The organism is Bacillus sp. FSL R9-9834 (assembly GCF_038006905.1).
GTDB lineage: Bacteria > Bacillota > Bacilli > Bacillales > Bacillaceae_G > Bacillus_A > Bacillus_A pacificus.
On the sequence record NZ_JBBOWD010000001.1, the window covers coordinates 2,800,698 to 2,827,286 of the forward strand.

General features: G+C 35.8%; 22 protein-coding genes and 1 other annotated feature. Of the genes, 7 read left to right on the plus strand and 15 right to left on the minus strand.

All coding sequences use genetic code 11. The features are described 5' to 3' along the window. Positions 1 to 33 precede the first annotated feature (33 nt). The 3 genes from MKY00_RS14555 to MKY00_RS14565 all read right to left on the minus strand — a co-directional run bounded on the left by MKY00_RS14555 (position 34) and on the right by MKY00_RS14565 (position 5,022). On the minus strand, positions 34 to 1,638 hold the full coding sequence (locus tag MKY00_RS14555; protein ID WP_016717797.1) for an ATP-dependent acyl-CoA ligase: 1,605 nt from the start codon (positions 1,636 to 1,638) through the stop codon (positions 34 to 36). A gap of 240 nt (positions 1,639 to 1,878) precedes the next feature. Then, positions 1,879 to 3,618, minus strand: coding sequence for a sigma-54-dependent Fis family transcriptional regulator (locus MKY00_RS14560; protein ID WP_016717798.1), 1,740 nt, complete (start codon positions 3,616 to 3,618; stop codon positions 1,879 to 1,881). Between the two features lie 357 nt (positions 3,619 to 3,975). Further along, a complete protein-coding gene (locus MKY00_RS14565) occupies positions 3,976 to 5,022 on the minus strand; it encodes a DUF2332 domain-containing protein (protein WP_016717800.1) in 1,047 nt (348 codons plus the stop codon). A 380-nt stretch (positions 5,023 to 5,402) separates the two neighbouring features. Between MKY00_RS14565 and MKY00_RS14570 the strand changes: the two genes are divergently transcribed. Further along, positions 5,403 to 6,905 carry a malate:quinone oxidoreductase gene (locus MKY00_RS14570; protein ID WP_000069165.1) on the plus strand — a complete coding sequence of 501 codons (1,503 nt, stop codon included), beginning with the start codon at positions 5,403 to 5,405 and terminating at the stop codon, positions 6,903 to 6,905. Between the two features lie 43 nt (positions 6,906 to 6,948). On the opposite strand, the gene lsrB is transcribed toward MKY00_RS14570, so the two are convergent. Genes lsrB through MKY00_RS14590 form a run of 4 tightly spaced genes read right to left on the minus strand, consistent with a single transcriptional unit; the run spans position 6,949 to position 11,406 of the window. Further along, entirely contained in the window at positions 6,949 to 7,992 is a 1,044-nt protein-coding gene (gene lsrB, locus MKY00_RS14575) for an autoinducer 2 ABC transporter substrate-binding protein LsrB (RefSeq protein ID WP_016717801.1), read from the minus strand. Continuing rightward, positions 7,989 to 8,978: an ABC transporter permease subunit gene (locus tag MKY00_RS14580; RefSeq protein WP_016717802.1), complete on the minus strand. Its 990-nt coding sequence runs from the start codon at positions 8,976 to 8,978 to the stop codon at positions 7,989 to 7,991. Before MKY00_RS14580 ends, lsrB begins: the two co-directional genes overlap by 4 nt. Continuing rightward, positions 8,975 to 9,928, minus strand: coding sequence for an ABC transporter permease subunit (locus MKY00_RS14585; RefSeq protein ID WP_016717803.1), 954 nt, complete (start codon positions 9,926 to 9,928; stop codon positions 8,975 to 8,977). Before MKY00_RS14585 ends, MKY00_RS14580 begins: the two co-directional genes overlap by 4 nt. Further along, complete coding sequence (locus MKY00_RS14590; protein ID WP_016717804.1) at positions 9,925 to 11,406, minus strand: sugar ABC transporter ATP-binding protein; 1,482 nt, start codon at positions 11,404 to 11,406, stop codon at positions 9,925 to 9,927. The genes MKY00_RS14585 and MKY00_RS14590 overlap by 4 nt, the downstream gene beginning before the upstream one ends. Positions 11,407 to 11,603: 197 nt before the next feature. Here MKY00_RS14590 and MKY00_RS14595 point away from each other — a divergent pair, with 197 nt between their 5' ends. The 4 genes from MKY00_RS14595 to lsrF all read left to right on the plus strand — a co-directional run bounded on the left by MKY00_RS14595 (position 11,604) and on the right by lsrF (position 15,378). After that, positions 11,604 to 12,536 (plus strand): sugar-binding transcriptional regulator, encoded by a 933-nt coding sequence (locus MKY00_RS14595; protein ID WP_016717805.1) that lies wholly within the window; start codon positions 11,604 to 11,606, stop codon positions 12,534 to 12,536. Continuing rightward, positions 12,536 to 14,098, plus strand: coding sequence for an autoinducer-2 kinase (gene lsrK / locus MKY00_RS14600; RefSeq protein WP_016717806.1), 1,563 nt, complete (start codon positions 12,536 to 12,538; stop codon positions 14,096 to 14,098). The genes MKY00_RS14595 and lsrK overlap by 1 nt, the downstream gene beginning before the upstream one ends. Before the next feature lie 128 nt (positions 14,099 to 14,226). Continuing rightward, entirely contained in the window at positions 14,227 to 14,589 is a 363-nt protein-coding gene (locus tag MKY00_RS14605) for a cupin domain-containing protein (RefSeq protein ID WP_000909986.1), read from the plus strand. Positions 14,590 to 14,595: 6 nt separating this feature from the next. After that, positions 14,596 to 15,378, plus strand: coding sequence for a 3-hydroxy-5-phosphonooxypentane-2,4-dione thiolase (gene lsrF, locus MKY00_RS14610; RefSeq protein ID WP_000219782.1), 783 nt, complete (start codon positions 14,596 to 14,598; stop codon positions 15,376 to 15,378). A gap of 124 nt (positions 15,379 to 15,502) precedes the next feature. On the opposite strand, the gene MKY00_RS14615 is transcribed toward lsrF, so the two are convergent. The 6 genes from MKY00_RS14615 to MKY00_RS14640 all read right to left on the minus strand — a co-directional run bounded on the left by MKY00_RS14615 (position 15,503) and on the right by MKY00_RS14640 (position 21,185). Then, on the minus strand, positions 15,503 to 16,741 hold the full coding sequence (locus MKY00_RS14615) for an aldolase (protein WP_016717807.1): 1,239 nt from the start codon (positions 16,739 to 16,741) through the stop codon (positions 15,503 to 15,505). 333 nt (positions 16,742 to 17,074) lie between these two features. Next, on the minus strand, positions 17,075 to 17,470 hold the full coding sequence (locus tag MKY00_RS14620; RefSeq protein ID WP_016717808.1) for a VOC family protein: 396 nt from the start codon (positions 17,468 to 17,470) through the stop codon (positions 17,075 to 17,077). 203 nt (positions 17,471 to 17,673) lie between these two features. Next, complete coding sequence (locus tag MKY00_RS14625; RefSeq protein ID WP_016717809.1) at positions 17,674 to 18,378, minus strand: nucleotidyltransferase family protein; 705 nt, start codon at positions 18,376 to 18,378, stop codon at positions 17,674 to 17,676. 69 nt (positions 18,379 to 18,447) lie between these two features. Beyond that, positions 18,448 to 18,774 carry a heme-degrading monooxygenase HmoA gene (gene hmoA, locus MKY00_RS14630; protein WP_016717810.1) on the minus strand — a complete coding sequence of 109 codons (327 nt, stop codon included), beginning with the start codon at positions 18,772 to 18,774 and terminating at the stop codon, positions 18,448 to 18,450. 95 nt (positions 18,775 to 18,869) lie between these two features. After that, positions 18,870 to 20,090, minus strand: coding sequence for an MFS transporter (locus MKY00_RS14635; RefSeq protein WP_016717811.1), 1,221 nt, complete (start codon positions 20,088 to 20,090; stop codon positions 18,870 to 18,872). Positions 20,091 to 20,141: 51 nt separating this feature from the next. Continuing rightward, complete coding sequence (locus MKY00_RS14640) at positions 20,142 to 21,185, minus strand: ArsR/SmtB family transcription factor (RefSeq protein WP_016717812.1); 1,044 nt, start codon at positions 21,183 to 21,185, stop codon at positions 20,142 to 20,144. Positions 21,186 to 21,349: 164 nt separating this feature from the next. On the opposite strand from MKY00_RS14640, the gene MKY00_RS14645 reads away from it, so the two are divergent. After that, the gene (locus tag MKY00_RS14645) at positions 21,350 to 22,543 is read left to right on the plus strand and encodes a NupC/NupG family nucleoside CNT transporter (RefSeq protein ID WP_016717813.1); all 1,194 of its coding nucleotides are present in this window, start codon (positions 21,350 to 21,352) and stop codon (positions 22,541 to 22,543) included. A 51-nt stretch (positions 22,544 to 22,594) separates the two neighbouring features. Here the strand turns inward: MKY00_RS14645 and MKY00_RS14650 are convergent, their stop codons facing one another. After that, a complete protein-coding gene (locus tag MKY00_RS14650) occupies positions 22,595 to 23,842 on the minus strand; it encodes a glutamate-5-semialdehyde dehydrogenase (RefSeq protein ID WP_016717814.1) in 1,248 nt (415 codons plus the stop codon). Between the two features lie 27 nt (positions 23,843 to 23,869). Then, positions 23,870 to 24,973, minus strand: coding sequence for a glutamate 5-kinase (gene proB / locus MKY00_RS14655; protein WP_016717815.1), 1,104 nt, complete (start codon positions 24,971 to 24,973; stop codon positions 23,870 to 23,872). A 145-nt stretch (positions 24,974 to 25,118) separates the two neighbouring features. Then, positions 25,119 to 25,329 (minus strand) — a binding site (T-box leader). 338 nt (positions 25,330 to 25,667) lie between these two features. Here proB and proC point away from each other — a divergent pair. Then, on the plus strand, positions 25,668 to 26,486 hold the full coding sequence (gene proC, locus MKY00_RS14660; protein WP_000360707.1) for a pyrroline-5-carboxylate reductase: 819 nt from the start codon (positions 25,668 to 25,670) through the stop codon (positions 26,484 to 26,486). Positions 26,487 to 26,589: the final 103 nt, after the last annotated feature.

The window sequence follows — 26,589 nt, forward strand, 5'->3', positions numbered from 1 at the left end:
CTTTCCAATATGTAATAAGGTAAAATCAGCGCATCAACTTGTTCTTTTAATTACATAGCCAACCTTTTCACGATCCCAAGCACTTCCGATTCCTTCCCCCTTCAGCTTGAACTTTTGAATCCGTTCCGTCGCAGTTTTTGGGAAAGTTTCACTGAATTGAACATATCGCGGTACCATAAAGTAAGCCATACGATCTTGACACCAATCTATAATCTCTTCATAGGACATCGTTTCTCCCTTTTTCACAATCACATATAATTTGACATCCTCTTCCCCCACTTCTGATGGGACACCGATAGCTGCTGATTCAAGTACTTTTGGGTGATTATTCACAACTTTTTCGATTTCCCAAGAAGAGATATTTTCTCCACGTCTTCGTATGCACTGTTTAATTCGATCGCAAAAGTATAAGTAACCTTCCTCATCTAGATAACCGCGATCTCCTGTATGGAACCATCCCTCCTTCATCGCCTCCTTTGTTTTATCAAGCATTTTATAATAACCTTCCATGAATGCTTGTCCTTGTAATGAACGAATAAAAATTTCTCCAATTTCACCAGTCCGCGCTTCATTTCCATCCTCATTTACAATCTTCGTCTCTACGTATGAATATGGTTTTCCTATAGAAGGTGGTTTATTAGCATAGAGTGGATTCGTTACACAAAAACCCGTTGTTTCTGTTAATCCGTAACCTTCCACAATCTGAACGCCAAACCTCTCCTCAAACGGCTTCCAAAATTCCTTAGGTGTAGCAGCACAAGCCGTCACTCTTACTAAATTTTCATTATCGTCTTCCTTTTCTGGCTGCTTGCAGAGAATAGGAATCATAGATCCTAAAGAATTAAAAATTGTTGCGCCATGACTACGAATTTCATCCCAAAATCTAGAAGCACTAAATCGCTTACCAAGAGCAATCGTCGCATTGGAAGAAATGGCCCCAAGTACTGTATGTGCCTGGGCATTTATATGAAATAACGGAAGCGCTGTAAATAAGACATCTTTTGAACTTGCGCCAACCATATAGTTAGCAAATGACTGCGCAGAATTTACATAGGCTAAATGACTTAACATGACCCCTTTAGGTAATCCAGTCGTTCCAGAGGTATAAAGGATACTGTTAATAAAAGTGGAGGAAACAAATTCAGTTGGAAGGTGATGATTATTTGTAAGTAGTACATCTTTCAATTCGATTACTAACCGCTCTTTACCATCGCCCATAATGACTGCGCTTTCATTTTTTCCGCAAGCAACAATTTGAATGTCCCTTTGTATAAATGACAAACAAGAAACAATTTGAGGAACAAATTCCTTATCAACGATAATTAACTTACAATCAGAGTGAGATACAATATACTGCAAACCTTCTCCTTTTAAATGCACATTCAGAGGCACCGCAATTGCTCCCATAAAAGATAAAGCAAACCATACATCCAGATATTCAGGCGTGTTATGAAGCATAATACAAACTTTATCTCCTTTTTGAATACCGAGTTCACAAAATCCCGCTATGGCTCTTGTAATTCGATGATATAGCTCCTCATATGTAACCCTTTGTTCTTCAAATTGTAAATACACTTTACTTGGTGTTTTTTCGATACTTTGCATGATAAAATACGGTAAGCTATGATTTTCCAGCACTGCATTCCATCCCCTTCCTGCTAAAGTCTTTTTTATTTATATAGCAAGAAACATGCCAAAAATCGACTCATTCCCTATTCCCTTATTCCTTCGTAATCACCCTAACATGTCCACCTTTACATGTCGCATTTACGCAACAAATATTAGCAAACATGTCGCCTCTATAAGAATACGTCGCAAAATAGAGACAGTATTTATTACTACAAACAAAAAAAGGGCCTGTTTGCCCTTTACTTTCCTTCATGACATTTCATATTTTTCTATTTTTCGATATAAGCTGGCCCGATGAATTCCTAAAAGCCCGGCTGCCTCTTTTATATTTCCAGCAGTTTTGTCCAAGGCTCTCGTAATCGCACGTTTTTCAGCGGATTCCACTTCTGCCTGCAGTAAATAACTCATCTCTTGCTTCTCCATGTCCAACGTAAATATTTCATGGTATAACGTTTCTTCCAAGTCTTTTTTCCTTAAATAGATAGGGAGATGATGCACTTGAATAATCATTCCTTCTATAACATTCATCGCTCGTTCTAACACATTCTCTAGCTCCCTAATATTCCCTGGCCAACCATGCTCCATGAATATATCTCTAACTCTCTCATCTAATGAAATAACGTTGCTACCTAGCTCACCATTCAATTTCTTAATTAAAAATTCCGTTATATGTATCATATCTTCTTTTCTCTCTCGTAACGGAGGAATATCAATCTCGAACACATTCAACCTATAATATAAATCCTCCCTGAACTCCCCTCTTTGCACCATTTCATGGAGATTCCGATGTGTCGCCGCAATGAAACGAACATCAACCTTTTGAATTTTCGTGCCGCCAATTCTTTCAATCTCTTTCTCTTGCAATACACGAAGCAACTTTACCTGCATGTCCAAAGACATATCACCAATTTCATCTAAAAATAACGTTCCCTTATCAGCCAATTCAATTTTCCCAGGCTTACCGCCTTTTTTCGCCCCTGTAAAAGCCCCTTCTTCGTATCCAAATAATTCAGCCTCCAAAAGATCCCTTGGAATCGCAGCACAATTCAGGCGAATAAATGTGCCACTAGCACGCGGACTTGCACGATGTACCGCATGCGCAAAAAGCTCCTTTCCTGTACCGCTTTCTCCTCTTATCAAAACAGTAGACCGACTTTTAGAAACCTTTAAAGCCATCGTTTTTACTTCTTTCATTTTCGCACTCTCTCCTATAATACTTTGAAAGGACAGCCTCCCTTCTTGCAGCCGCTGTAATTCAGTTTGATAGTAAGTTATCTTTGATTCCATTTCACTAATTTGATCTCCCAAAGCTTTAAACTGCTGTATATCATGAAACATAATTTTACCAATTGCCCCAATAATCTTACCTTCCTTAACGATAGGTATGCGCGTTGCGATTATATTCCGATTACTTATACGCTGGATATGTCCAATTTCCACCTGCCCTGTCTTTACGATAATATGCATCCTCGTATTCTCAACGACCTCCGTACAATGTTTTCCAATCGCTTCCTTTGGATCATCAATCCCTAAAAATTTTGCATAAGAGCCGCTTAAAAAATTGATAATTCCTTGTTCATTTACCCCTAAAATACATTCCGAAAGTAAATTTAAGGCATTTTCATACCGACTGATAGTATTTTCCAAAGACTGTATACTTTTTTCCTTGTTTGCCAGAATGACAATCGTTCCACCTTCTTTTCCACTTTGATATACACGGGATTCATTCACAATAAATTCTTGGTTGCCAATCTTACACTCGTACTTGTACAAACTTTCACTTTGATTCACTACTAAATTTTTACGATCAGGAATAATCGTTGATATATGCTCACCTATGATTTCATTTTCTTTTTTATGTAACATGCTACAGAATAGTTGGTTGCTGAATGTGATGATTCCATCATGATTTACAACAACAATTCCATTATTCATTACCTGAAGAGCCTGACTAGTTAACTGCAAATTCAATCGTTCGTCCATATGCATTTGGAATCCCCCCTATCAAATGGTCCTCTTTCTCGTATGTATTATATATTCATGTTAAATATTTACTTTCCTTTGATTTTTCCATTTGAAATAATAATTTCTTGAACTAGTAATATAGCTGATTAACTGTTGGTTTCTCGCTTGAAACTAGGAAGAATCTAACAATCCACTATCTTTAACTTCTTTTGGGAAAAGATTATATCGTGGTTTTTTTAAAACTTACAGCATGAAAACATTTAAGGCTTACATTGGATACATAATAAGCTTAATAAATAGAAAAACAGTCAACGGATTCGCTTACGTCAACTGCTTTCATTCCGAATATTAGTGATGAAATCCATAATAATGAGGCCTTCGTTAGCATAAAGTCTCCTTCCCAAGCTTCCAACTAAACCATCTCCCATGTCCTTCTGTTTCTCCAATCGTTTCACGATATTCGTTTCCGTTAATATAATAATCAATATGAAGATCCCGGTCCCACATGTTGTTATATAGGTGGAATACATCACGTTTTGCACCTATTTCTTGGATTTGTTTTTCCAGCTTACGTTTTATTTGTTCAGGTATTTGATTTGCGACATGTGTATGAAAAATGCAGATAACAGCGTCGCTACTTATTCGTTCAATAATAGATGGTAATAGCTCTACACCGTCTCCTTCTATTAATTGAACAGATTTATTTTTTACTAAAGATGCAGCTTGTTCAAACAGTTCAAGCCTTTCTTTATGTTCTGGCCAAATGAGTGCATGTAGCCATAAATAATCTTCATCACTATGTAAATCATTTACATGTAAATCTAGTCCGATTCTTTCTACGACAGGTGGACTTTCTTTTAATAAATGAGGCACATTCTCTCCTCTTATTTCAGAAGTTACATGTACATTCGAATTTATATTTCCGTATGTTTCATCTGTACCGTACGAATAGCTATATTGGTCCCAAAATAGTTGTAATCCAGAACTTGTCCCAATTTCTATTAACGCTAACGGTTTATTCACTTTGCTAAATATGTAACTGAAACTTGGATATAAGTACGCACATCTTCTTACTTCATTCGTTTGAACAAGTTTCGTTTGTAATAAAGTAATGATTTCCTCTCTGTATATTTTACAGAAATCTTTAAAATGAGCAAAAGCTTTATCTAAATTTGTATTCTTATTTTCAACTAAACTACTGTAATACGTTTTTAAAGGATGTTCTTTCCCTGTTAGTAATAAATAATGTACGGCACCTAATAATAAGTTTGGGACTGGTTGACCTACCTGAGCATAGGACGATAGTGTAAGTACTTCCTCATCTTCAGCAATTTTCATTGATAAATATTCATATAAGTCACTTGACCCTTTACACTCCTTTATTGAAAAATTTCGAAATAAGTTTGCGATTTGTTCTTGTGTACGCATGTGTATCCCTCCTTTTAATATTCAGAATAATCATACAAAAATTAGAGCAAAAAGTCCCATAAAAAGGTACTCGATTTAGTCAATTAAGGATATGTAAGCTTTTTCGAGATAATTTCAAACTGTAATTTTTTTCTATTTATCACCTTAAAAGAGCTTGTTAAATAAGATTTTTGGCGAATAAAACGTTAAATAGTTTAAAATTATCAGATAACACTAGATATTTTAGTCTATTAATTATTATAATAGAGTATGAGATGGTTATATAATTGAGACAAAAAAGGTAAATACCTAGGTGGGGCCTAGGCGGTGTTTCTCTTTTACGGCTTAGACATAGAAAACACCTACTCTTTTTTGCCAATATAGGGGATGGAGAGATTATCATGAGCAACATGCAGCAAAAAACAGACGTTATCTTAATTGGTGCAGGAATTATGAGTGCAACGTTGGGCTCATTACTAAAAGAATTAGCACCTGAATGGGAAATTAAAGTTTTTGAAAAACTTGCAAGTGCCGGGGAAGAAAGCTCTAACGAATGGAATAATGCAGGTACAGGGCATTCTGCACTATGCGAACTGAACTATACTTCCGAAAAATCTGACGGATCTATAGATATTAGTAAGGCTGTAAAAGTGAATGAGCAATTCCAGCTTTCAAGACAATTTTGGGCATATCTTGTAAAAAGCAAATTAATTCGTAATCCACAAGATTTCATTATGCCTCTACCTCATATGAGTTTAGTACAAGGTGAAAAAAATGTTCAGTTTCTAAAAAACCGTTTTGAAGCGCTTTCAAAAAATCCACTGTTTCAAGGAATGGAATTTTCCGATGCTCCTGAAACATTAAAAAAATGGCTTCCACTCATTATGGAAGGTCGTACATCTAATGAACCGATGGCTGCAACGAAGATTGACTCTGGAACTGATGTTAACTTCGGTGCATTAACACGTATGCTGTTTGATTACTTAAAAACGAAAGATGTCGAGCTAAACTACAAACATAGTGTCGAAAATATTAAACGCACGAAGAATGGTTTGTGGGAAGTAAAAGTACACGATATGAATAGTGGTAAAATCGAGCATCATACTGCAAAATTCGTCTTTATCGGCGGCGGCGGCGGTAGTCTACCTCTACTACAAAAGACTGGTATTCCTGAATCAAAACATATCGGTGGATTCCCAGTAAGTGGACTATTTATGGTATGTAAAAACCAAAAAGTTGTAGAGCAACATCATGCAAAAGTATACGGTAAAGCTAAAGTTGGCGCTCCGCCAATGTCTGTACCTCACCTTGATACGAGATATATAGACAATAAAAAAGCTTTACTATTTGGACCGTTCGCAGGGTTCTCTCCTAAGTTCTTAAAAACTGGCTCAAACCTTGACTTAATCGGTTCTGTAAAACCGAATAACGTCTTAACAATGCTAGCTGCTGGTGTAAAAGAAATGGGATTAACAAAATACTTAATTCAACAAGTTATGTTATCACACGAGAAACGTATGGAAGAATTACGCGAATTCATTCCGAACGCAAAAAGTGAAGATTGGGATATTGTAGTTGCTGGTCAGCGTGTACAAGTAATTAAAGATACTGACGCTGGCGGTAAAGGAACACTTCAATTCGGTACTGAAGTTGTTAGTGCGGCTGATGGATCAATCGCGGCGTTACTAGGTGCATCACCGGGTGCTTCTACTGCCGTTCATGTTATGCTTGAAGTATTAGAAAAATGTTTCCCAAGCCGAATGGTAGAATGGGAAGGAAAAATAAAAGAAATGATTCCTTCTTACGGCATTTCATTAACAGAAAATCCAAGATTATTCCAAGACCTTCACACTTCTACAGGTCGTACCCTTGGATTAAATGAAAAAGAAACAGTTCATAACTAATAAAGAAAAAAAACGTCCGATACATTCGGACGTTTTTTCGTTACTAGAAATTATATTTATCAATATTATCCTTCGTAAATACGACTCGTTCTGGTAGTACGATAATTCCGTTCCCTTCTGCCTCATAGTCATATCCTTGAATGGAGTTTGGCTCTACTTTTACTTTTCCAATTCCTTTTACTTCGAAGCTATCCCCCACTTTTAACTTCTTCCCTTTTACAACAATTTCATTTGCAACATACGTTGCGAGTGCACCTTGTTGTTTGACATCCCATAAACCAAATTGCGCTACTGTTCCTCGTTTTACGTAATCACGCATCACGTTTGGTGTAGAGAAGCCAGTTACGACTACTTTTTTATCCATTTTTAAATTTTCAGCTGCTTGTGCCATTGCTGGAAGTGCCGTTGCATCCGGACAAATGACTGCATTAATATCTGGATACGTTTTTAAAATATTCTCCCCTACCGACAAAGACTTTTGTGCATTATTTTCACCGTACTGCGTCGTTACAATTTCCCAGTTCGGATATTTCTTTTTAATAATTTCTTTCGCTTTCGTTACCCATTGGTTTTGATCCGTTACTGTTGGACTAGAGTAAAAGAAGGCTACTTTTCCTTTATCTCCAATTTGCTTAGAAGTCATTTCAATTAATAAGTTAGCAAGTTGATCCGGTGTTCCTTGGCTTATATAAAAGGAACGGTCTTTCGGATTGACATCAGAATCCCATGTTAACACCGTCATGCCTTTTTTCTTAGCACGTTGCAATGATTGTGATAAACCATCTACTGACGTAGAAGAGACCATAAGTGCATCATAGTTTTGGTTAATGAAATTGTTTATATATTTTACTTGCCCAGAAACACTCGCTTCAGATGGTCCATCGTATTTCACTTGTACGCCTAACTTATCTCCCATCTCTTTTGCTCCTTCACCACCTGATGTAAAGAAGCCAACTCCAGTTAGTTTTGGGATAAATGCAAATTTCACATCATCAGCTTTTTTCTTATCTGCGGTTTGACTAGAGCAAGCGATTAAACCGATTAAACAAATGCATACAATGAATACAATCCCCAGTTTTTTCTTCATGACATTTCCCCCTTATGCAAATTCCTTCTTTTCTCCGCTAAGAATTGATGTAATTTGAAATGTCTCATAATAACTGAAATAATAAGAATAATCCCAATAACTACGTTAGATTGTTCATTTGTTAAACCCGTCATTTGCAAACCATACTGCATGAGTCCTATAAAAATACTCGCAAGTACAGTACCGATAATACTTCCTTTTCCGCCTGTAATAAGTGTCCCGCCTAACACGACTGCTGTAATGATTGGTAATATTATTTCACTTCCCATATCAGCACGTGCGGAACCAAAATACGCGGTTAAGAAAGCACCTCCTAATCCACCTCCTAACCCGGAAAGTATGTAAGCGATGATGACTACTTTTTTTGTTTTAATCCCGGTGTATTTGGCTGCATTTTCGTTCGCACCTGTTAATTTTACGTGGCGCCCATATATGGTGCGATGAAACAATATCGTGCATAAAATCATCAATATAATTAGTAACCATAATAAATTCGGTATTCCTATAAAACTACCGTTTGCCAGTTGTACAAATGTGTCAGGTAAACCACTTATTCCTTCATACCCAGAAGCACCTGCCCCTCCTGAAATGACGAGTGCAATTCCTCCGTATAAAAACATCGTTCCGAGTGTAACAACTAGTGGTTCTACATCTGTCATTTTTATAATAAGTCCGTTTAAAGCGCCTGCTAAACAACTAATTATTAGGGCAATTATGACAGCAAACAAAATAGGTATTCCGTTCAACCAAAGTACACCGATTAAGATCGAAGTGAGACCCATTATGGAGCCGACCGATACATCAATTCCTCCTGTTACTATAACGAAAGTCATTGGTATCGCCGCAATTGCGATAAATAGGAAATCATTTGTACTAAAAAGGAGATTACTAATATTTAAGAAATCACTATTTATAAAACTAAAGAGAATGAATTCTAAAAGAAGTAATACGATTAGAACACCTTCCCATCTGTATACATACTTCATAGATTCATCCTCCTTTCTGCCTTCCACTTTTTCATAACGCTATCTAATATGACGATTAGCAATAATAAGAAACCTGAAATAGCATTATTCCAAAATGCTGGTATTTTTAAAAAGACGAGTGAGCTGCTTATCGCCTCTAAAAATATCGCTCCTAATGCAGCTCCAACTATAGAACCCGTTCCTCCTTTTAAATGAACTCCTCCTAGTACAGCAGCTGCGATAACCTGTAGTTCTATCCCAGTTCCTGTTTGATTTGGAACGAATCCGATATTCATAACAAATATGCAACCAGCGAGCGCAGCACTTATGCCTGAAATTATAAACGCATATATCTTCACTTTATTAACAGGTATACCAATAAGTCTCGCGCCATCTTCATTATCACCTACCGCATAAAAGTATCTTCCAAATGGCACTTTCCTTAAAAAGAAGTATAGTAGTAGTAAAATAATAAGAACAATCCATACAATGATCGGCAAACCAAGTATGACGATCGATGACAGTTGCTTAAAATCGTTTGGTATATCTTCAATCCACTTTCCACCTGTAAAGATTAACATCGCACCTCTAATGACCCCTAACATACCTAATGTCATAATAATGGCCGGTACCCGAAACTTCGCAACACCAATTCCATTTATAAAACCGAGAATAGCGCCAAGTAAAATAGCAGCAAGTATGGACAAAGATGCATGATATCCATCCGTTAACAACATTCCGCAAACTGCTGCGCTTAATCCCATAATTGAACCAACTGATACATCTATATTTTTCGTAAATAAGACGAACGATTGGCCAATTGCTAGCACGACTAAAATAACGCTTGACTTTATCAGTAAAGATAACGAGTTAAATTGAATAAAACTAGGGTTTATTATTCCTACAATAGCTATATACATTAGTAGTAACAGTATGATAGACGTTTCATGCATTTTTAACATGCGTTTCATTCCGCTACACCTCCGTATGCAAGGCGTGTAACTTCATTCACACTTAGTTGTTCTTTTTCCATATGAGAAACAAATCGCCCATTTCGCATTACATATACACGGTTTACTAATTGAACAATTTCTTCAACATCGGAAGAAATTAATAATATTGCGAGTCCTTCCCTTTTCATTTTTTCTATCGTCTCATACACTTCAATCCTTGCTTTCGCATCAATTCCTCGAGTCGGTTCATCAAGAATAATAATTTTAGGATTACATGCGAGATATTTCGCAAGCACGACCTTCTGCTGATTACCTCCTGATAAAGATACTAGTTCTTCATTCATATTCTGTACAACAATTCGGAACTGTTCTATAAACGAATTAACTAAAGCGCTTTCTTTTTCTTGATTTATAAAAAAGCGATTATTTTGCTGTAAATTTGCTGCTGCAATATTTTCTTTAACAGAAGCAATTGAGAAGATGCCATTCCTCGCCCTATCCTCTGGCACATAAACCAGTCCCTTTTCTAGCCTTTTATGCAAAGAACACGCATCAATTGATTTTCCCTCTAATAAGATAGACCCTGATTTTATAGTTTTCAATCCAAATATTGCTTCTGCTAATTCAGTCCTGCCAGATCCTATAATGCCAGCAACACCTACAATCTCACCCGCATGTACAGTGAATGATATATTTTTGAATGCGTGGCTCGTTATATCGATCACTTCTAATATTTTTTTCGTCCTTGCTGTCTCTTGAACTACTTCTATTTTCTCTTTCTGTTTATACCCTTTTGGCAATAGTCCCTCCATCAGCATGTCATATGTATAGTCACATACGTCACCTTGGCTTACAATCATTCCATCACGTAGTATTGCTACTTTGTTGGCAATTTCAAAAATTTCTGGAAAGCGATGCGTAATATAAATCATCCCAATTCCTTTTTCTTGTAAACTTTTCATCAACACAAAAAGACTCTTAATTTCGTGAGTTGTTAATGTCGATGTTGGCTCATCTAAAATAAGAATCTCAGCTTCTCGTATTAATCCTCTAACAATTTCTACTAACTGTTGTTGCGCAATCGATAATGATCCTCCTAGTTCATTAAGGTTAATATCCCACCCTAGACTGTTAATCAATTGCTCAATCTGTACTCTTAATTTCTTTTTCTTTTCTGTTAACCCGATACATATATTTTCTTCAATAGTCATATGCGGAAAAATGAGCGGTTCTTGCGGTATTAAATAAATACCTTTTCGGTGTGCTTCTGACGGATTTGAAAACTGTTGCTTCGTTCCTTTTACATACATTTCTCCATCATCATACGAATATAACCCCGTTAATATTTTCATTAATGTTGATTTCCCGGCGCCATTTCCCCCAACTAAAGCGTATATATCTCCTCGCTCTACTTGTAAGTTCACTTCTTTTAATACAAGTTGATTTGAAAACGCCTTACTCATTTTATTTACTTGTAATAAAGGTACGTTCTCCACTTGATATCACCTGCCTTTATCCAGAACATTTTTTGAGAAAATGATTATTTGTTCTACTTGTTTTGTAGCATTGTATATTCCTTTTTTTATATCTAGAACACTTTTTTCTACATACTATTCATCGTTTCAACTGGAATAAACAAAATATATGGCACATATGTTTAAGCAGTGGTCAATTGTTGAAAGGGATGAAGAGTATGACTCAGCTGAACTTTGAAGAGAATTTATTAACTAAAATCGCTTGGTACTATTATAAAGACCAATTAACACAACAAGAGATCGCTTCACTTCTTCACATTTCAAGAAATAAAGTCGTCCGGTTATTAGATAAGGCGCGAAGTGAAGGTATCGTTACATTTCACGTAAAAGGGACTGGTTTGCACTGTTTAAGTATTGAGCGTGACTTAATGAAAAAATTCCACTTAAAAGATGCTTTTATTATCCCGACCCCAGTAAACAATTATCACGCTTCTCTCGGAAAAGCTGCTGCACAATATTTAGAAACTCATCTCCAGCAAGGCGATTTACTCGGTATTGGATGGGGAGAAACAATTAGCAAAATACTAGAAAACATTCATTTTGAGACTTCTATTAATCTTTCAATCGTAACGTTAACAGGCGGAGTAAATCACTATCTCTCGAGAAAACAAAACTATTTACACTACATGCAAGGTGATCTTCACATTATCCCTACGCCGTTTCTAGCGTCTACAACCGAAATGGCACAAAGTATTTTATCAGAACCGAGTGTAAAAGATATGCTTCATGTCGCTTCACTTGCACATACAGCTATTGTCGGTATTGGCGGATTATCTCAAGACGCTACGATTGTAAAAGAAGAAAAATTAACACTACGTGAGATGACATATATTCGTAGTCAAAACGGTGCTGGCGATATTTTAGGACAGTTTTATAATACAAATGGCGATTTGCTAGAGCTCTCGCATCACAATCGTCTAATTGGCACGCCTCTCTCTATCTTGCGCAATATGAATCATGTCGTCGGTGTTGCTGGAGGTACAGAAAAGATAGACGCAATTTATGGTGCCTTAAAAGGACAGTTTATTCATACATTAATTACCGATGAGGAAACGGCCCTCTCCTTATTACGAAAGGATGGTGATTGTTAATGTCTCATTTATTAGCTTTTGATGCTGGTACAGGAAGCATTCGAGCTGTTCTTTTTGATTTACTAGGTAATCAAATTGCTGTCAGTCAAAAAGAATGGGTTCATAATACAGATCCTCGTTACCCAGGTTCTATGAATTTTGATGTAATAGAAAACTGGAAGCTAGTACAACAATGCGCGAAAGAAGTTTTACAAAGAAGTAATATCTCGCCCTCTTCCATTCAAGCTATTAGCGCTACTAGTATGCGAGAAGGTTTTGTTTTATATGATAAAAATGGGCAAGAAATTTGGGCTTGCGCAAATGTTGATGGGCGTGCATCCGCTGAAGTTAGTGAGCTAAAAGAAATTCGGTCACATCTTGAAAAAGATTTATATACAAAGTCTGGTCAAACTTTTTCATTAGGTGCTTTACCCCGCCTACTTTGGATTAAAAAACATGAACCCGACGTCTATAATACTATTCACTCTTTTACAATGTTAAACGATTGGATTTTATATAAACTAAGCGGCGTACTGCAAATTGATCCCTCAAACGGATGCACGTCAGGTATTTTTGATTTACAAAATAGAGTGTGGGATAACGATGTCGCTAAGGAGTGCGGTCTATCTTTACCATTTTCACCAACAGTAAATGAAGCTGGTACAGTAATTGGCAACGTTACAAAAGAGTGTGCAGCATTAACTGGATTACGTGAAGGGATTCCTGTCGTAGCCGGGGGCGGAGATGCTCAAATGGCATCGCTCGGAACTGGAGTCGTGAAACCGAATCAAACATTAATATGCGGAGGTAGTTTTTGGCAACAAGAAGTGAATGTTACTGAGCCAATACCAGATCCACAAGCTGCGATTCGTATAAATTGTCATGTCGTATCTAATCTATGGCAATACGAAACGATTGCCTTTTTCCCAGGACTCGTTATGCGCTGGTTTCGAGACGCTTTTTGCCAAGAGGAAAAGAAACTTGCTGACAAACTCGGTGTAGATGCTTATGAATTACTAGAAGAACAAGCGAAAGACGTACCTGTCGGTTCACATGGCATTATCCCTACTTTTTCAAACGTTATGAACTACATTTCTTGGCGTCATGCCGCACCTTCTTTTTTAAATTTAAGTTTAGATGCTGATAAATGCGGAAAAAAAGAACTGTTCCGTGCTATTGAAGAAAATGCAGCCTTCGTTACACTTGGAAACTTAAAATTAATAGAAAATCTCACAGGGACATTCCCTTCTGAAGTTATTTTTGCTGGTGGTGCCGCTAAAGGAAAACTATGGCCACAAATTCTATCAGACGTCCTTGGTATTCCTGTAAAAGTACCTGTTGTGAAAGAAGCAGCTGCTTTAGGAACCGCAATTGCTGCTGGATTTGGCGCTGGCATATATGCATCTATGGAAGAAACTGCCGAACAGTTTGTACAGTGGGAGCAAATATTCGAACCAGTTACTGAAAATCACGAACTATATAAAGAGTTCTATGAAACATGGAAAACTGTGTATGACAGTCAGCTCGCTTTAGCTGATAAAGGGCTCACTTCACATATGTGGATTGCGCCTGGTGCACTGTAACAGATTACATAAAGTTCAACTAATCAGGCTTTTACGGGCAGTTGATCTCCACCTATCTTCTTTGCTCCAGACAAATTTTGAGATGGGAGTTTTACTGCCCGTTAATACGAGATAAAGGAGTGAAATGTATGTTAAAAGCGAATGAAAATGATTTCTCTTATCGCTTCGGTGATAATGGGCCGAAATATTTAATACAAGGGCCGAATATTGATTTAGGCCTTGTTGTCATTCAGCCTGGGCAAGAGTTTCAAAACCATTATCATACAACGTGCGAAGAGGTATTCTATGCATTAGAAGGTGAAATAGATTTCTATGTAAATAACGAAAGAGTTCCAATTAAACAAGGGGATGTCCTGCAAGTTCGCCCACATGAATCTCACTATCTTATTAACCATTCTGACAAACCTTTTAAAGCAGTTTTTATAAAGTCACCACATTTACCAAATAAAGATACGGTACAAACGGAAAATCCAACATTAACAAAGGAGTGATTTCGAATGACTTGGGGATTTAAAAATCGATTAAATACAATTTTACCTGATGGCAGAGCGGTTATGTTAGCGATAGATCACGGCTACTTTTTAGGACCAATTCATGGGCTTGAACAGCCACTTGAAACAGTTAAAAACTTACTTCCTTATACGGATTCTCTCTTTTTGACGCGTGGTGTACTTAGCTCCTGCATTCCTGAAAACTGCAGTACACCGATGGTTATGCGTGTATCTGGCGGGGCTACTGTCGTCGGTAAAGATTTAGCGAATGAGACAATTGTTACACCTGTAAAAGAAGCAGTAAAACAAAACGCGATTGGCGTAGGTGTGTCTGTTTTCGTCGGGTCCGACTATGAGACACAAACGGTTACGAATCTCGCAAACGTAGTTTCAGAAGCTCACGATTATGGTCTGCCAGTACTCGGCATTACCGCAGTTGCGAAAGAACTACAAAAACGTGAAGCTCGCTTTCTAGCACTTGCTTCCCGTGTATGTGTTGAAATGGGTGCTGACATTATTAAAACGTATTACTGCGAAGGGTTCGAAAAAATTACGAGCACATGCCCTGCCCCAGTCGTAATTGCTGGTGGGCCAAAACTAGATTCAATTGAAGACGCATTAAACATTACGTACAATGCACTACAAGAAGGTGCAATTGGAGTAGATATGGGCCGAAACATATGGCAATCTGAACATCCTGCTGCCATGATTCAAGCGATACATGGCATTGTGAAAAATGGATTGAATGTGAAAGAGGCGCTGGAATTATATGATGATGTAAAGAACTAATGTAAAGGGACAGACTATATATTAGTTTGTCCCTTTACACCTTTCATAAACAGGTGTCTATTCGTTTTCACTAATTAACCTGATGTACAACACTTAAAAATTATTGCTGATAGAGTGTACTTATTTACAACATCTGTTCATAATCTCTTTTATGACATTCCGTACAATGAAATGATTTTTGATTCATAAAGAAATTATGTATTTTATTTTGTGGTAAATTCGTATATCGAGCTGACTTAGTTGATATACACCCTGATGCCAATGAAACAGTACTCCAAAGAGCTTCATCAAATTTCCCAGCATTACCTCCATGGTGGGGAACAACCATTACATACGGTTTTTCTATCTTTGAATTTGAAATTACTTTATAGATTTGTCGATAAGAATGATCTCCTGTTAATAGGCCTATTGAATCATTTCCTTCAACAGAAAGTACAATACCACTTTGATTTATATTACTTCCATCAGTTGAACGAAATAACTCAAAATTATTTATCTTTCCTTGAGAGATCAAATCTATCCTTCTTCCCGTTTTAGGAGAGGGTTTAATGATATCAATTCTTATACCTAATGATTTTAAACGATTTAAAGCTTTATTAGCTTGTAGAGTATTCGGAATTTTAGATGGAGCAACTAAATTCTTCATTAATTTCAATTTTGAATCATTTAAATCTAATATCCCCCTATAATGATCTAAATCCCAATGACTAATAATGGCGTAATATGGTCTATCTATATTTACTTTATTAAGGATTTTATTCATTTCTTTATTACTAAACTTTACATCTCCACCTAAATCATAAATTAAACGAAACATACTATATCTAAAAAACCAATCAAAAAACTCGCATTTCAAATCCCCATCACAATAACATCGTCTTCTTTCAACTATCTCGTTCCAATTTCCACATCCAACATCTTTAACAATTAACTCCAAATTACAAAATTTCTCTTTTTCCTTCATGTCTTTATATAACTTAGATTCAGTAAATTTTTCAATCATTTCAATTTCCCTAATGATCTCTTTTGTCGTTAGAAATTGTTGGAAATTTAGTTTTGCAGTACTTTTTTGTTCTAAGTAAAATCTGATTAGTCTATTTTCCCTTTCTTCTTCTTCATTTAAAATTCTGAATTCTTCAAACGTACAGATTGGTATATCGTACCAACTCCCTGCTCGCGGACCTTTATATGCCTCAAATTTCATTTTTTGAAAGTGCAAAAGTGTCTTCGAAGATTCTCTTGAAATTTGCACCTCTAAAATTTGTGCTACCTTTTCTAAATCTGCCATTGAATTAAAATCAAATATAATATCGTATGTTTTTAATTTATTGTTAAAATTTACTTTTTCACAATATAACTTCATTTCTTATCTCCTAATTATTTTGATGTATTTTTAACCGTAAATTCATTTAGTAAAACCACTGCTTTTATCATTTTACTTCCATTCAATTACAAAATCTATATATGGAGAATAAATAACTACTAGCTGTTAAAAATATGTTTAAATCATTTAGACCATATAGACATATAAACAGGACATATCTCACCTAAAGTATGTTACTCAATAAGAATATTCAACGTGCTTAAATTTGAAATTCAGTTAGATTAAAAAGCGTTTTTTATGGGATTTAGCCCCTTTCCATACCGGATAAGGGGCTAATAAATTTACATCTTCAAACAATTACTCTTGTTAATGCTATTGAACTTTCTTAGCATCTTTATAGTCAAGGCAAGACACTTCAATTAACAAACCATTAAACATTGAAAAATAAAAACCGTAACTACTACCTCGCATAGAATACGGTGCCTTTTCTATTTCAATGCCGCCAGCTGCTAAACGATTATATGCTTGATCAACTTCATTTGAAGTATCCACTAAAAAACCAATATGAAAAGCCTCAGGATACATCACTTCCTTATTTCCCTTAAATGCTTTTGGGTCACTTAACACAAGTATAAATCCACTTTCATCACTCATTACTACTAGTGCTTTTCCCTTTTGCTCCAAAAATTGAAAATCAAAAAATGTTTCAAAGAAATGTCTCGCTTCTAATAAATCATCAACACATAAATTCAAATGATTTAACTTCATTCACTCATCTCCTTTTAAGCAGAGGGTATGTAGACTCATTTTCATAACACGTAAGTATGCAAGGTAAGATATTCAAGCGTTCCATCTAAGACTATGCTTTATAGTCTAATACTTTTCTCTATAGCCTAGAACGTTTTTTTATGACTGCAATTCCATAAACTGTTCGACGCGAAATATTATTTTACCTATATAAAATAGCCACATTATTTATTTTTCAAATTGTGTAAAACCCACTCAATTAAGAAAATTGCTGCAGAGGTACGCTCTGTCGTATCACCTAAAAACAGTTTATTTATAAAACCTTCAAAATGAGTTGGTACTTTAGATAACGTTTCAATATACTTCAAAACAGATCCCGCTGGTGGTATAGGCTTATTATTAACAGCCCATATCCCATCTAACAATGTCCAAGTTGAAGTTTGAACTATGTATGAAGCTTTTAACTCATCATTTGCTTTTAAAGCAGATTGAATTTTAATTAACGAACTATGCAACCAATGAGAAATACCCTTCATTTTGTCGCTAGAAACTCGATAGTTTTCAAATTCATATGTAGCTATTTCCTTTAATTTTTTTAACTCACCGCTTTTATCAAACAAAGTTTTCCCTTCTAGAAATGAGTATAGTTCCATCGGATTGTTTTTAAAGTTTATTTGAATTTGATTAAAATCTGCACTCTTATATTCAACTAAAATATCTTCTCTCATTTCAGAATGAAATTTCTTCTTTTGTCCGTCTTGTAAAAAAATATAAAAATCTAAATCCGAATCAGGATATGCGTCACCTCTTGCGACAGATCCAATTAGCATCAATCCATTCACTTTATCTCTAAATACATATTCATTTAAAATTGTTTGTACCAATTTTTTATGTTTTTCATTTATAATGAATGAAAAGCTCTCCATCATTTCCACCCCCCATTACTACAAAAAGAGGATACATGTTAGCATCTACAACATGTATCCTCTACTTATATATTACGACTGCTGATAAGCCGCTTTCGATGCTTTTACATAATAAACTGCATGATCCACATTAATAATATGATCTGGTTTTGGTTTACCACGGCTCGCTCTATGTCCTGCTAAATGTTCTTCACTTGTTTCCCAGTTTTTCCACGCTTCTTCAGATTCCCAGCAGATCATAACGACAACTTCTTCGTCGCCGCGTCTTACTTTTTTCACAAGAACACTTAAGTCGATGAAGCCTTCAAATTTTTCAATAATTCCTTCTCCAGTGAAACGTTCTACAACTATATTTGATGTACCTTCTTTTACTGTAAATGTTTTCGTTTCAATAAACATATATCCCACTCCCTCTTTGTAATACAATACTACTATTCTTCCATTATAGTTGATTATGATAATTATTTTCAATTAAAAAGTTTTAATTATTTGAATCATGCTGTTTTCTCTTCAACTGTCTCATCTAAAAATTTGAAATATGGAAGTAATAATCCTATTAAAGAAGTGAAACATATAATCGCACCAATGATAAAGTATAGTGCTCTCACTCCCCACATTTCACTTAGTATGCCTCCTACTAACACACCTAACGGCATAGCGAATCGTATGAAAAATAAACGCACTGAAAACACTTGTCCTATCATATTATTTTGGACTGATTGCTGGCATATCGTTGTGTTATGAACATTGAAAAAGGCAATACAAACACCTGCAACTATTTCAATTATTACCGCTATTACAATACTGTGGTTAAAACCTAGTGAAATGTATGTGAGTCCCCCTATAAACAATCCTCCAAGCATAAGTATGCGCCTGCTTTTATATGTTACTTTTCCGACTAGTATAGATCCAATTACATAGCCAAACGGGAAACCAGCCATAAAATACCCAAACTCTGTATAACCTGCTGACAGCTCATCTTTTATATAAGGAAGATTTGTAACAAGCGTTACCCCGACCCCAAATTGTACGAAAGTAAGAAAGACACCAAGCCAAACGATAACTGGTTTTGTGAAAAAATATGTAAAGCCGTGAAGAAACTGTTCTAGCCACGTTTTCCGAATGGATTGTGTTGTTCTCTTTTCTTTCATATAAAGTAATAATGCACCACTAACAAATAGACAAATACATACGAAAGATAATGTAAGTTCTGTTCCAATGAAATGAATGACTACTCCACCTAATACTGGTGCAAGAAACATCATAAGGCGAGTCATTCCATCAATGTACGCATTTGCATCTTGAAGTTGTTCTTTCCCTACAATGCTCGGTGTAATTGCTTGACTTGCAGGTGTATAAAGTGGTGTAATAAGTCCCACTACAATTTGAACAACATAAATGTGCCAAACTTCTATACTACCTGAAACTAACATCACCAAAGGTAGCAAGAAAACGGAAGCTCGCACCCATTGTGAAAAAATCATAATCCACTTGCGGCTCCATTTATCAATAAATGGGCCGCTGATTAATTGCAGTATGAGGGACGGGATAAAATATAGTAGCCACATACTGCTTAATGCTGTTTTTGATCCTGTTAATTCGTAAACAAGAATCGAATTACATAATGTTCCGAAAGCCCCGCCCAATTCTGAAATCGCGCTACCAATCCACATGAAAAAGAACGAACGATTTTTCAATACATTTTTCAATTTCATACACCAACTTTTCTTTTATATTCCTCCCTTTATGTACATTCTCGTTGTTAATTATCTATTCAAAAACATATCTAATTCTTTCGCTAACGACTGTACTGCTTTCTTTCTCAATACATATTTCCCGTCATGTATATCTACTAACTTCGCTGCACGTAACAATTTCAAATGATGGTGTACAGTCGATTTACCAAGTTGCAGTCTTTCTGTAATTTCCTGCAATGTTCGTTCTTTTTCGAACAACATTTTTACAATACGTAACCTCGCTTCATCTCCAAGAGCTTTATGTTTTTGAACTAAAAAATAATTCGGTTCATACGGATCTTCAGGATGAATACTTTCGTTTGCAACTGGATAATGGAATACTTTCGTATCTTCAATATCGGCCTCAATATTCCACGGTCTGTACGTCATTTGCGGAATAAGAAGTACGTGATGAACACTTGGCTCTGGCATATAGTTCACGCCACCAGTGGCCCACTCGACGAACTCTTCTGGTTTCATCTTTTTATTCATTTCAACCTTTGTTTCATAGTCTCGTTTTAATATAGAAAGTATTTCTTCTTCCTCTTTCTGAATAACACTCTCATACCAACCTGTCATTACAGCGATTAAATGAGGTTTCAGCACTTGTACATTAACATTACATATAAAACGAATATATGTAGAGAAAAACTGATGATCTTGTGTCAGCTCCTCTAATTCATATATTGCAGTTACATCTCCACTTGCTGCTAAATGTCTTTTCTCTTCATACTTCTCCCCTAAAAACGGTAAACATATATATTTCAAATCTACTTCTGAAAGCGAATCGATTTTACCATGAAACTGTGCTAAGTCCTGAAAATCCCCTTCATACAACAACTGAAGCAATGCTTTCCACGTATTATGTTCTTCAACAAATTGTAAGTGCTCTCTCATTTCTTCTGTTAATGATTTCTTAATTTCTTCCCATTCATTTTGACTCTTTTCAAGTGTATCAATTAACCTCTTATGAGTAATTGCTGCAATGCCAAGTGCACATTCGAAAAGTATCGAATATTTCACTTGAACATGATAAGTTTCCCTCTTTCTACTCGTTATGTGATAGACCTCCATTTTTATCCCCTCCTTGTTTGCTATACATTAAATTCTATTTTTATCGAATTTACCCTTCAACATTTTTGGAATAAATAAAATATAATTTGAAATACATTCATTCTAAATTAAAAAGAATAGGAGCTTTTTTATATACAAATAATAATCTTCAAGGAGTTGTTGAGATGCATTTCTTATTGAATATGTTAGGGGTTTTCGTTGTCATATTAATCGTTTTCTTATGTTCGCCTAATAAAAAACATATAAAATGGAGACCGATTGTAATTCTCATCATATTGGAGCTTTTTATTACGTGGTTTATGTTAGGCACAAAGCTAGGCAGTATTATCATTAATCAAATAGCGTCATTTTTTAGTTGGCTACTGGCATGTGCGAATGAAGGAATTCGATTTGCATTTCCTTCATCTATGGACAGTCCACACATTGATTTCTTCTTTAGTGCATTACTTCCTATCATCTTTGTTATTACTTTTTTCGATATTCTATCTTATTTCGGAATCTTAACTTGGATTATTGATAAAGTAGGTGCAGTTATTTCAAAGATTTCTCGTTTACCAAAGTTAGAAAGTTTCTTTTCGATTCAAATGATGTTTTTAGGAAACACCGAAGCACTTGCGGTTGTTCGTGATCAATTATCTGTTTTAAAAGAAAATCGTTTGTTAACTTTTGGGATTATGAGTATGAGTAGCGTTAGCGGATCTATTCTCGGTGCTTATTTATCAATGGTTCCAGCAACATATATTTTCAGCGCAATCCCATTAAATTGTATTAACGCATTAATTTTAGCCAATGTATTAAATCCTGTGGAAGTTACGAAAGAAGAAGATGTTGTTTACACACCTTCCAAACATGAAAAAAAGGATTTCTTTTCTACTATTTCAAACAGTATGTTAGTCGGTATGAATATGGTTATCGTTATTTTAGCTATGGTAATTGGTTATGTAGCTTTAACAGCATGTTTAAATGGAATTTTAGGATTTTTTGTAACAGGTTTAACAATTCAAAAAATCTTCTCCATTATCTTTAGTCCTTTCGCTTTTTTACTCGGTTTATCGGGCAGTGATGCTATGTATGTAGCTGAACTAATGGGGATCAAAATAACGACGAATGAATTTGTTGCAATGATGGATTTAAAATCAAACTTAAAGTCGTTACAACCGCATACGGTTGCGGTTGCAACGACATTTCTAGCTTCTTTTGCTAACTTTAGTACAGTAGGTATGATTTACGGAACTTACAATTCATTATTTGGCGGAGAAAAATCATCAGTCATCGGTAAAAATGTTTGGAAGCTTCTTGTGAGCGGAATGGCTGTTTCCTTATTAAGCGCTATGCTCGTTGGGCTTTTTGTATGGTAAATAATTTTAAAAATAAAAGACACCCAAACGAAAATTGAGTGTCTTTTATTTTTATTTTCGAATTTGTCCATTACCACGAATTATATATTTTGTGGAAGTTAATGCTGGAAACCCCATTGGCCCTCTTACGTGTAGTTTTTGTGTACTGATGCCAATTTCTGCTCCGAATCCGAATTCAGATCCATCAGTAAAACGAGTTGATGCATTATGATACAGTGCAGCCGCATCAACAGATACGAAAAATTTGCTGACGTTTTCCTCGTTTTCTGAAATAATCGCTTCGGAATGCATAGAACCATACTTATTTATGTGATGAATCGCTTCTTCTATAGAAGAAACTACTTTAACTGCTAGCGTGAGAGATAAAAATTCTGTCCCCCAGTCTTCTTCTGAAGCAAGTACAATTGAAGAATCCAATGCCAATGCTTTTTGATCACCACGTAGCTCCACGCCTCTTTCCTTCAAAGAAGAGAACAACTCGCTACCATATTGCTGTGCCCACTTCTCATGAAGTACAATCGTTTCAATCGCATTACATACAGATGGTCGCTGCGTTTTTGCATTTATAATAATATCAATTGCCATTTGCGTATTCGCTGTTTCATCAATGAAAATATGACAATTTCCCGCACCAGTTTCAAGTACTGGAACAGATGCTTCTTTCACAACAGTATCAATTAATTGTTTACCACCTCTTGGAATAAGAACGTCTAGATAATCATTCATTGTAAACAACTGCTTTGCGCTATCTCGCGTTGTATCTTCTATAAGCTGTACACTTTCTTCTGGTAAGCTTGTTTGTTTGAGCGCTCTGTGAATAACAGCAACGATCGCTTTATTGGAATGAATAGCAGAAGAACTACCACGTAATATAACTGTGTTTCCTGTTTTCAAACAAATTGTAGCAGCATCCACTGTTACATTCGGTCTTGCCTCATAAATCATGCCAACAACACCAAGTGGTACACGCATCTCCTGAATAGATAATCCATTGGGCCTTTCCCATGCACTTACACATTCCCCTACAGGATCACGTAATTCAATTAGCTGCTTAATCCCTTCTGTCATATCAACAATACGCTGTTCATTCAGCATAAGGCGATCAAGGAGAGAATCAGAAAATCCTTTTGCCTTACCTTCTTCTATATCCCGTTTGTTTTCCTCTAAAATATAAGCTGTTTCATGTATTAATTGATTTGCAACTGCAACAAGTGCTTCGTTTTTTTCATTTATAGATTTTAGTACAAGTTCCCTAGCAACCTCTTTTGCTCGTTTCCCCTTTGCCAACACTTCATTCATTTTTATTTCCTCCTTTTTAAGATTATCTTAAAGTGAAACCCAATGATCCCTATGGATGACTTCATAATTATGCCTTTCGCCTCTTGCTTGAATATGTTGGCTTTGCATACCTTTTATCTCTCTTAATTCCTCTGCGCTATATGTGCATTGTCCTTTTCCAATTACGCGCCCTTGTTGCGTCATGACTTCTACAACATCGCCAACTTTGAAAAATCCTGACACATTTGTAACACCAGCAGGAAGAAGACTTTTACCATGCTGAATGATAGCTGTAGTTGCTCCGGCGTCTATTTCAATTTGACCGCTAACAACCGAATGCAAAGCGATCCATTGCTTGTTCATCTTCATTTCTTTTTGAGGGGCATTTCCGACATACGTTCCGTCACCTTTCCCCTTTAAAACATCAACAAATTTCTCTTGTCCACGTCCTGTACCGATAAATACACTTACCCCAAGAGATAGCGCCGTCTTTGCAGCATCAATTTTTGATTTCATACCGCCAGTCCCAAGTTTTGAACCAGCATCTCCAGCAAGAGAAGCAATTTCTTCTGTAACTTCAGGAAGGAAATAATATTTTTTCGCATCCTCATTTTTTTGAGGATTTTTATCATATAAACCGTTCACATCTGTAAAAATCATAAGTATATCTGCCGAAACAAGTCCGCTTACTAACGCTGACAGCATATCATTATCACCGAACGTTAACTCCTCTAAAGAGATGGAATCATTTTCATTAATAATTGGAAGAGCAGAACGGTTTAGTAACTCTCCTAACGTAGCGTATGCGTTACTATATTGTTCTTTTCTAGAAAAATCACTTCTCGTCAGCAAAAGTTGCGCAGTAACAATACCATATTTACGGAATTCCTCCGTGTATGCCTGCATTAACAAACTTTGTCCGACAGCCGCAGCTGCCTGTTTCCCTTTAATTGTTACAGGTCTGCTCGGATATCCTAGAGCAGAAAAACCTGCAGCAACGGCCCCAGATGTAATTAATAAAACTTCATGCCCTTCCTCTTTCAATCGAGCCAATGCGGCAACATGATCTGAAAGTTGTTCTTTAGAAATGCCTCCATGACTATCCGCCAAAGAACTACTCCCAATCTTTACAACTATTCGCTGTTTCTTCACTTTTTTATCCCCCAAGTCTAAAATCAAAGTTTTTTATACATTACACTTCTATTCATACAGCTTGCAGCGATTTCTATTCTAATGAGTGCTGCACCTAGCCTATTTAAGAGCAAAATAAAAATGACCGCTTCGCCCTTCATAAAATAAAAAGGACGAAACGGTCATTGTTCCGCGGTACCACCTTAATTGATATACATAGATATCCACTTGGCGCCTATAACGCAGGCGAACGCCTAAACTTTCATTTAAGACTCAGGGATAGGTTCGATATATTCTATACGAGGAATCTTTCAGCCGGTGAATTCCACTCTCTTTCGCAAGAAGACATATGTACTATTTCCCTTCAACGATTTACTGTTTAATTTTTTTATATTATGCGATATAGTTCGATTTCGTGTCAAGAGGTATTTTTAAAAATACATAGAGCTGCCAGTTACTTGTATGAAATTATTTCCCTACTGAATGAAAATACAAATCGATATAAGTTCAACTCATATTTATAAACATAAACCTTATATTATAGTGTATATATTTACAGAATGTTGAATATAATCGTTTTTTATCTTTTCGTATTGCAAAAAGGAATATATTCTCTTAGAATGTTTCTTTATATTGCACAGAGATGTTATTGTTATATTAAGATAATACTTTCGAAATGATATAATTTATTAAAAAGGAGCAAGATTGAATTATTATGGATAAACAAATTGGATTCATCGGATGCGGAAATATGGGGATGGCTATAATTGGCGGGATGCTAAACAAAAAGATAGTGTCTTCAAATAAAATCATGTGTTCAGATTTAAACACGACGAATTTAGAAAATGCTAGTGAAAAGTACGGAATAACTATAACTACCGACAACAATGAAGTCGCTAAAAATGCTGATATTTTAATTTTATCAATTAAACCAGACTTATACCCATTAGTAATTAACGAAATTAAAGAAGTAATAAAAAACGATGCTATCATCGTTACGATCGCTGCTGGTAAAAGTATTGAAAGTACTGAAAATGCCTTTAATAAAAAATTAAAAGTTGTACGAGTAATGCCTAATACTCCTGCTCTTGTTGGAGAAGGAATGTCTGCATTATGCCCAAATGAAATGGTGACAGAAAAAGATTTAGAAGATGTGCTAAACATTTTCAATAGTTTTGGTCAATCAGAGATCGTAAGTGAAAAGTTAATGGATGTTGTAACATCTGTAAGTGGCTCTTCACCAGCATACGTATACATGATTATAGAAGCGATGGCAGATGCTGCTGTACTAGATGGCATGCCAAGAAATCAAGCATATAAATTCGCTGCTCAAGCAGTATTAGGCTCTGCAAAAATGGTACTAGAAACAGGAATACATCCAGGTGAATTGAAAGATATGGTTTGTTCTCCTGGCGGAACAACGATAGAAGCTGTAGCAACTTTAGAGGAAAAAGGCTTACGAACAGCCATCATTTCAGCTATGCAACGTTGTACACAAAAGTCTGTCGAACTATCTGGTCAAACGAAAAAGTAAAACTATAAATTCACATGAATGTAATTAGAAATGCACTACATGATAAACAGCCAAACTCGAATATACTTGAGTTTGGCTGTTTTAGTTTTTAATTATATTAAAA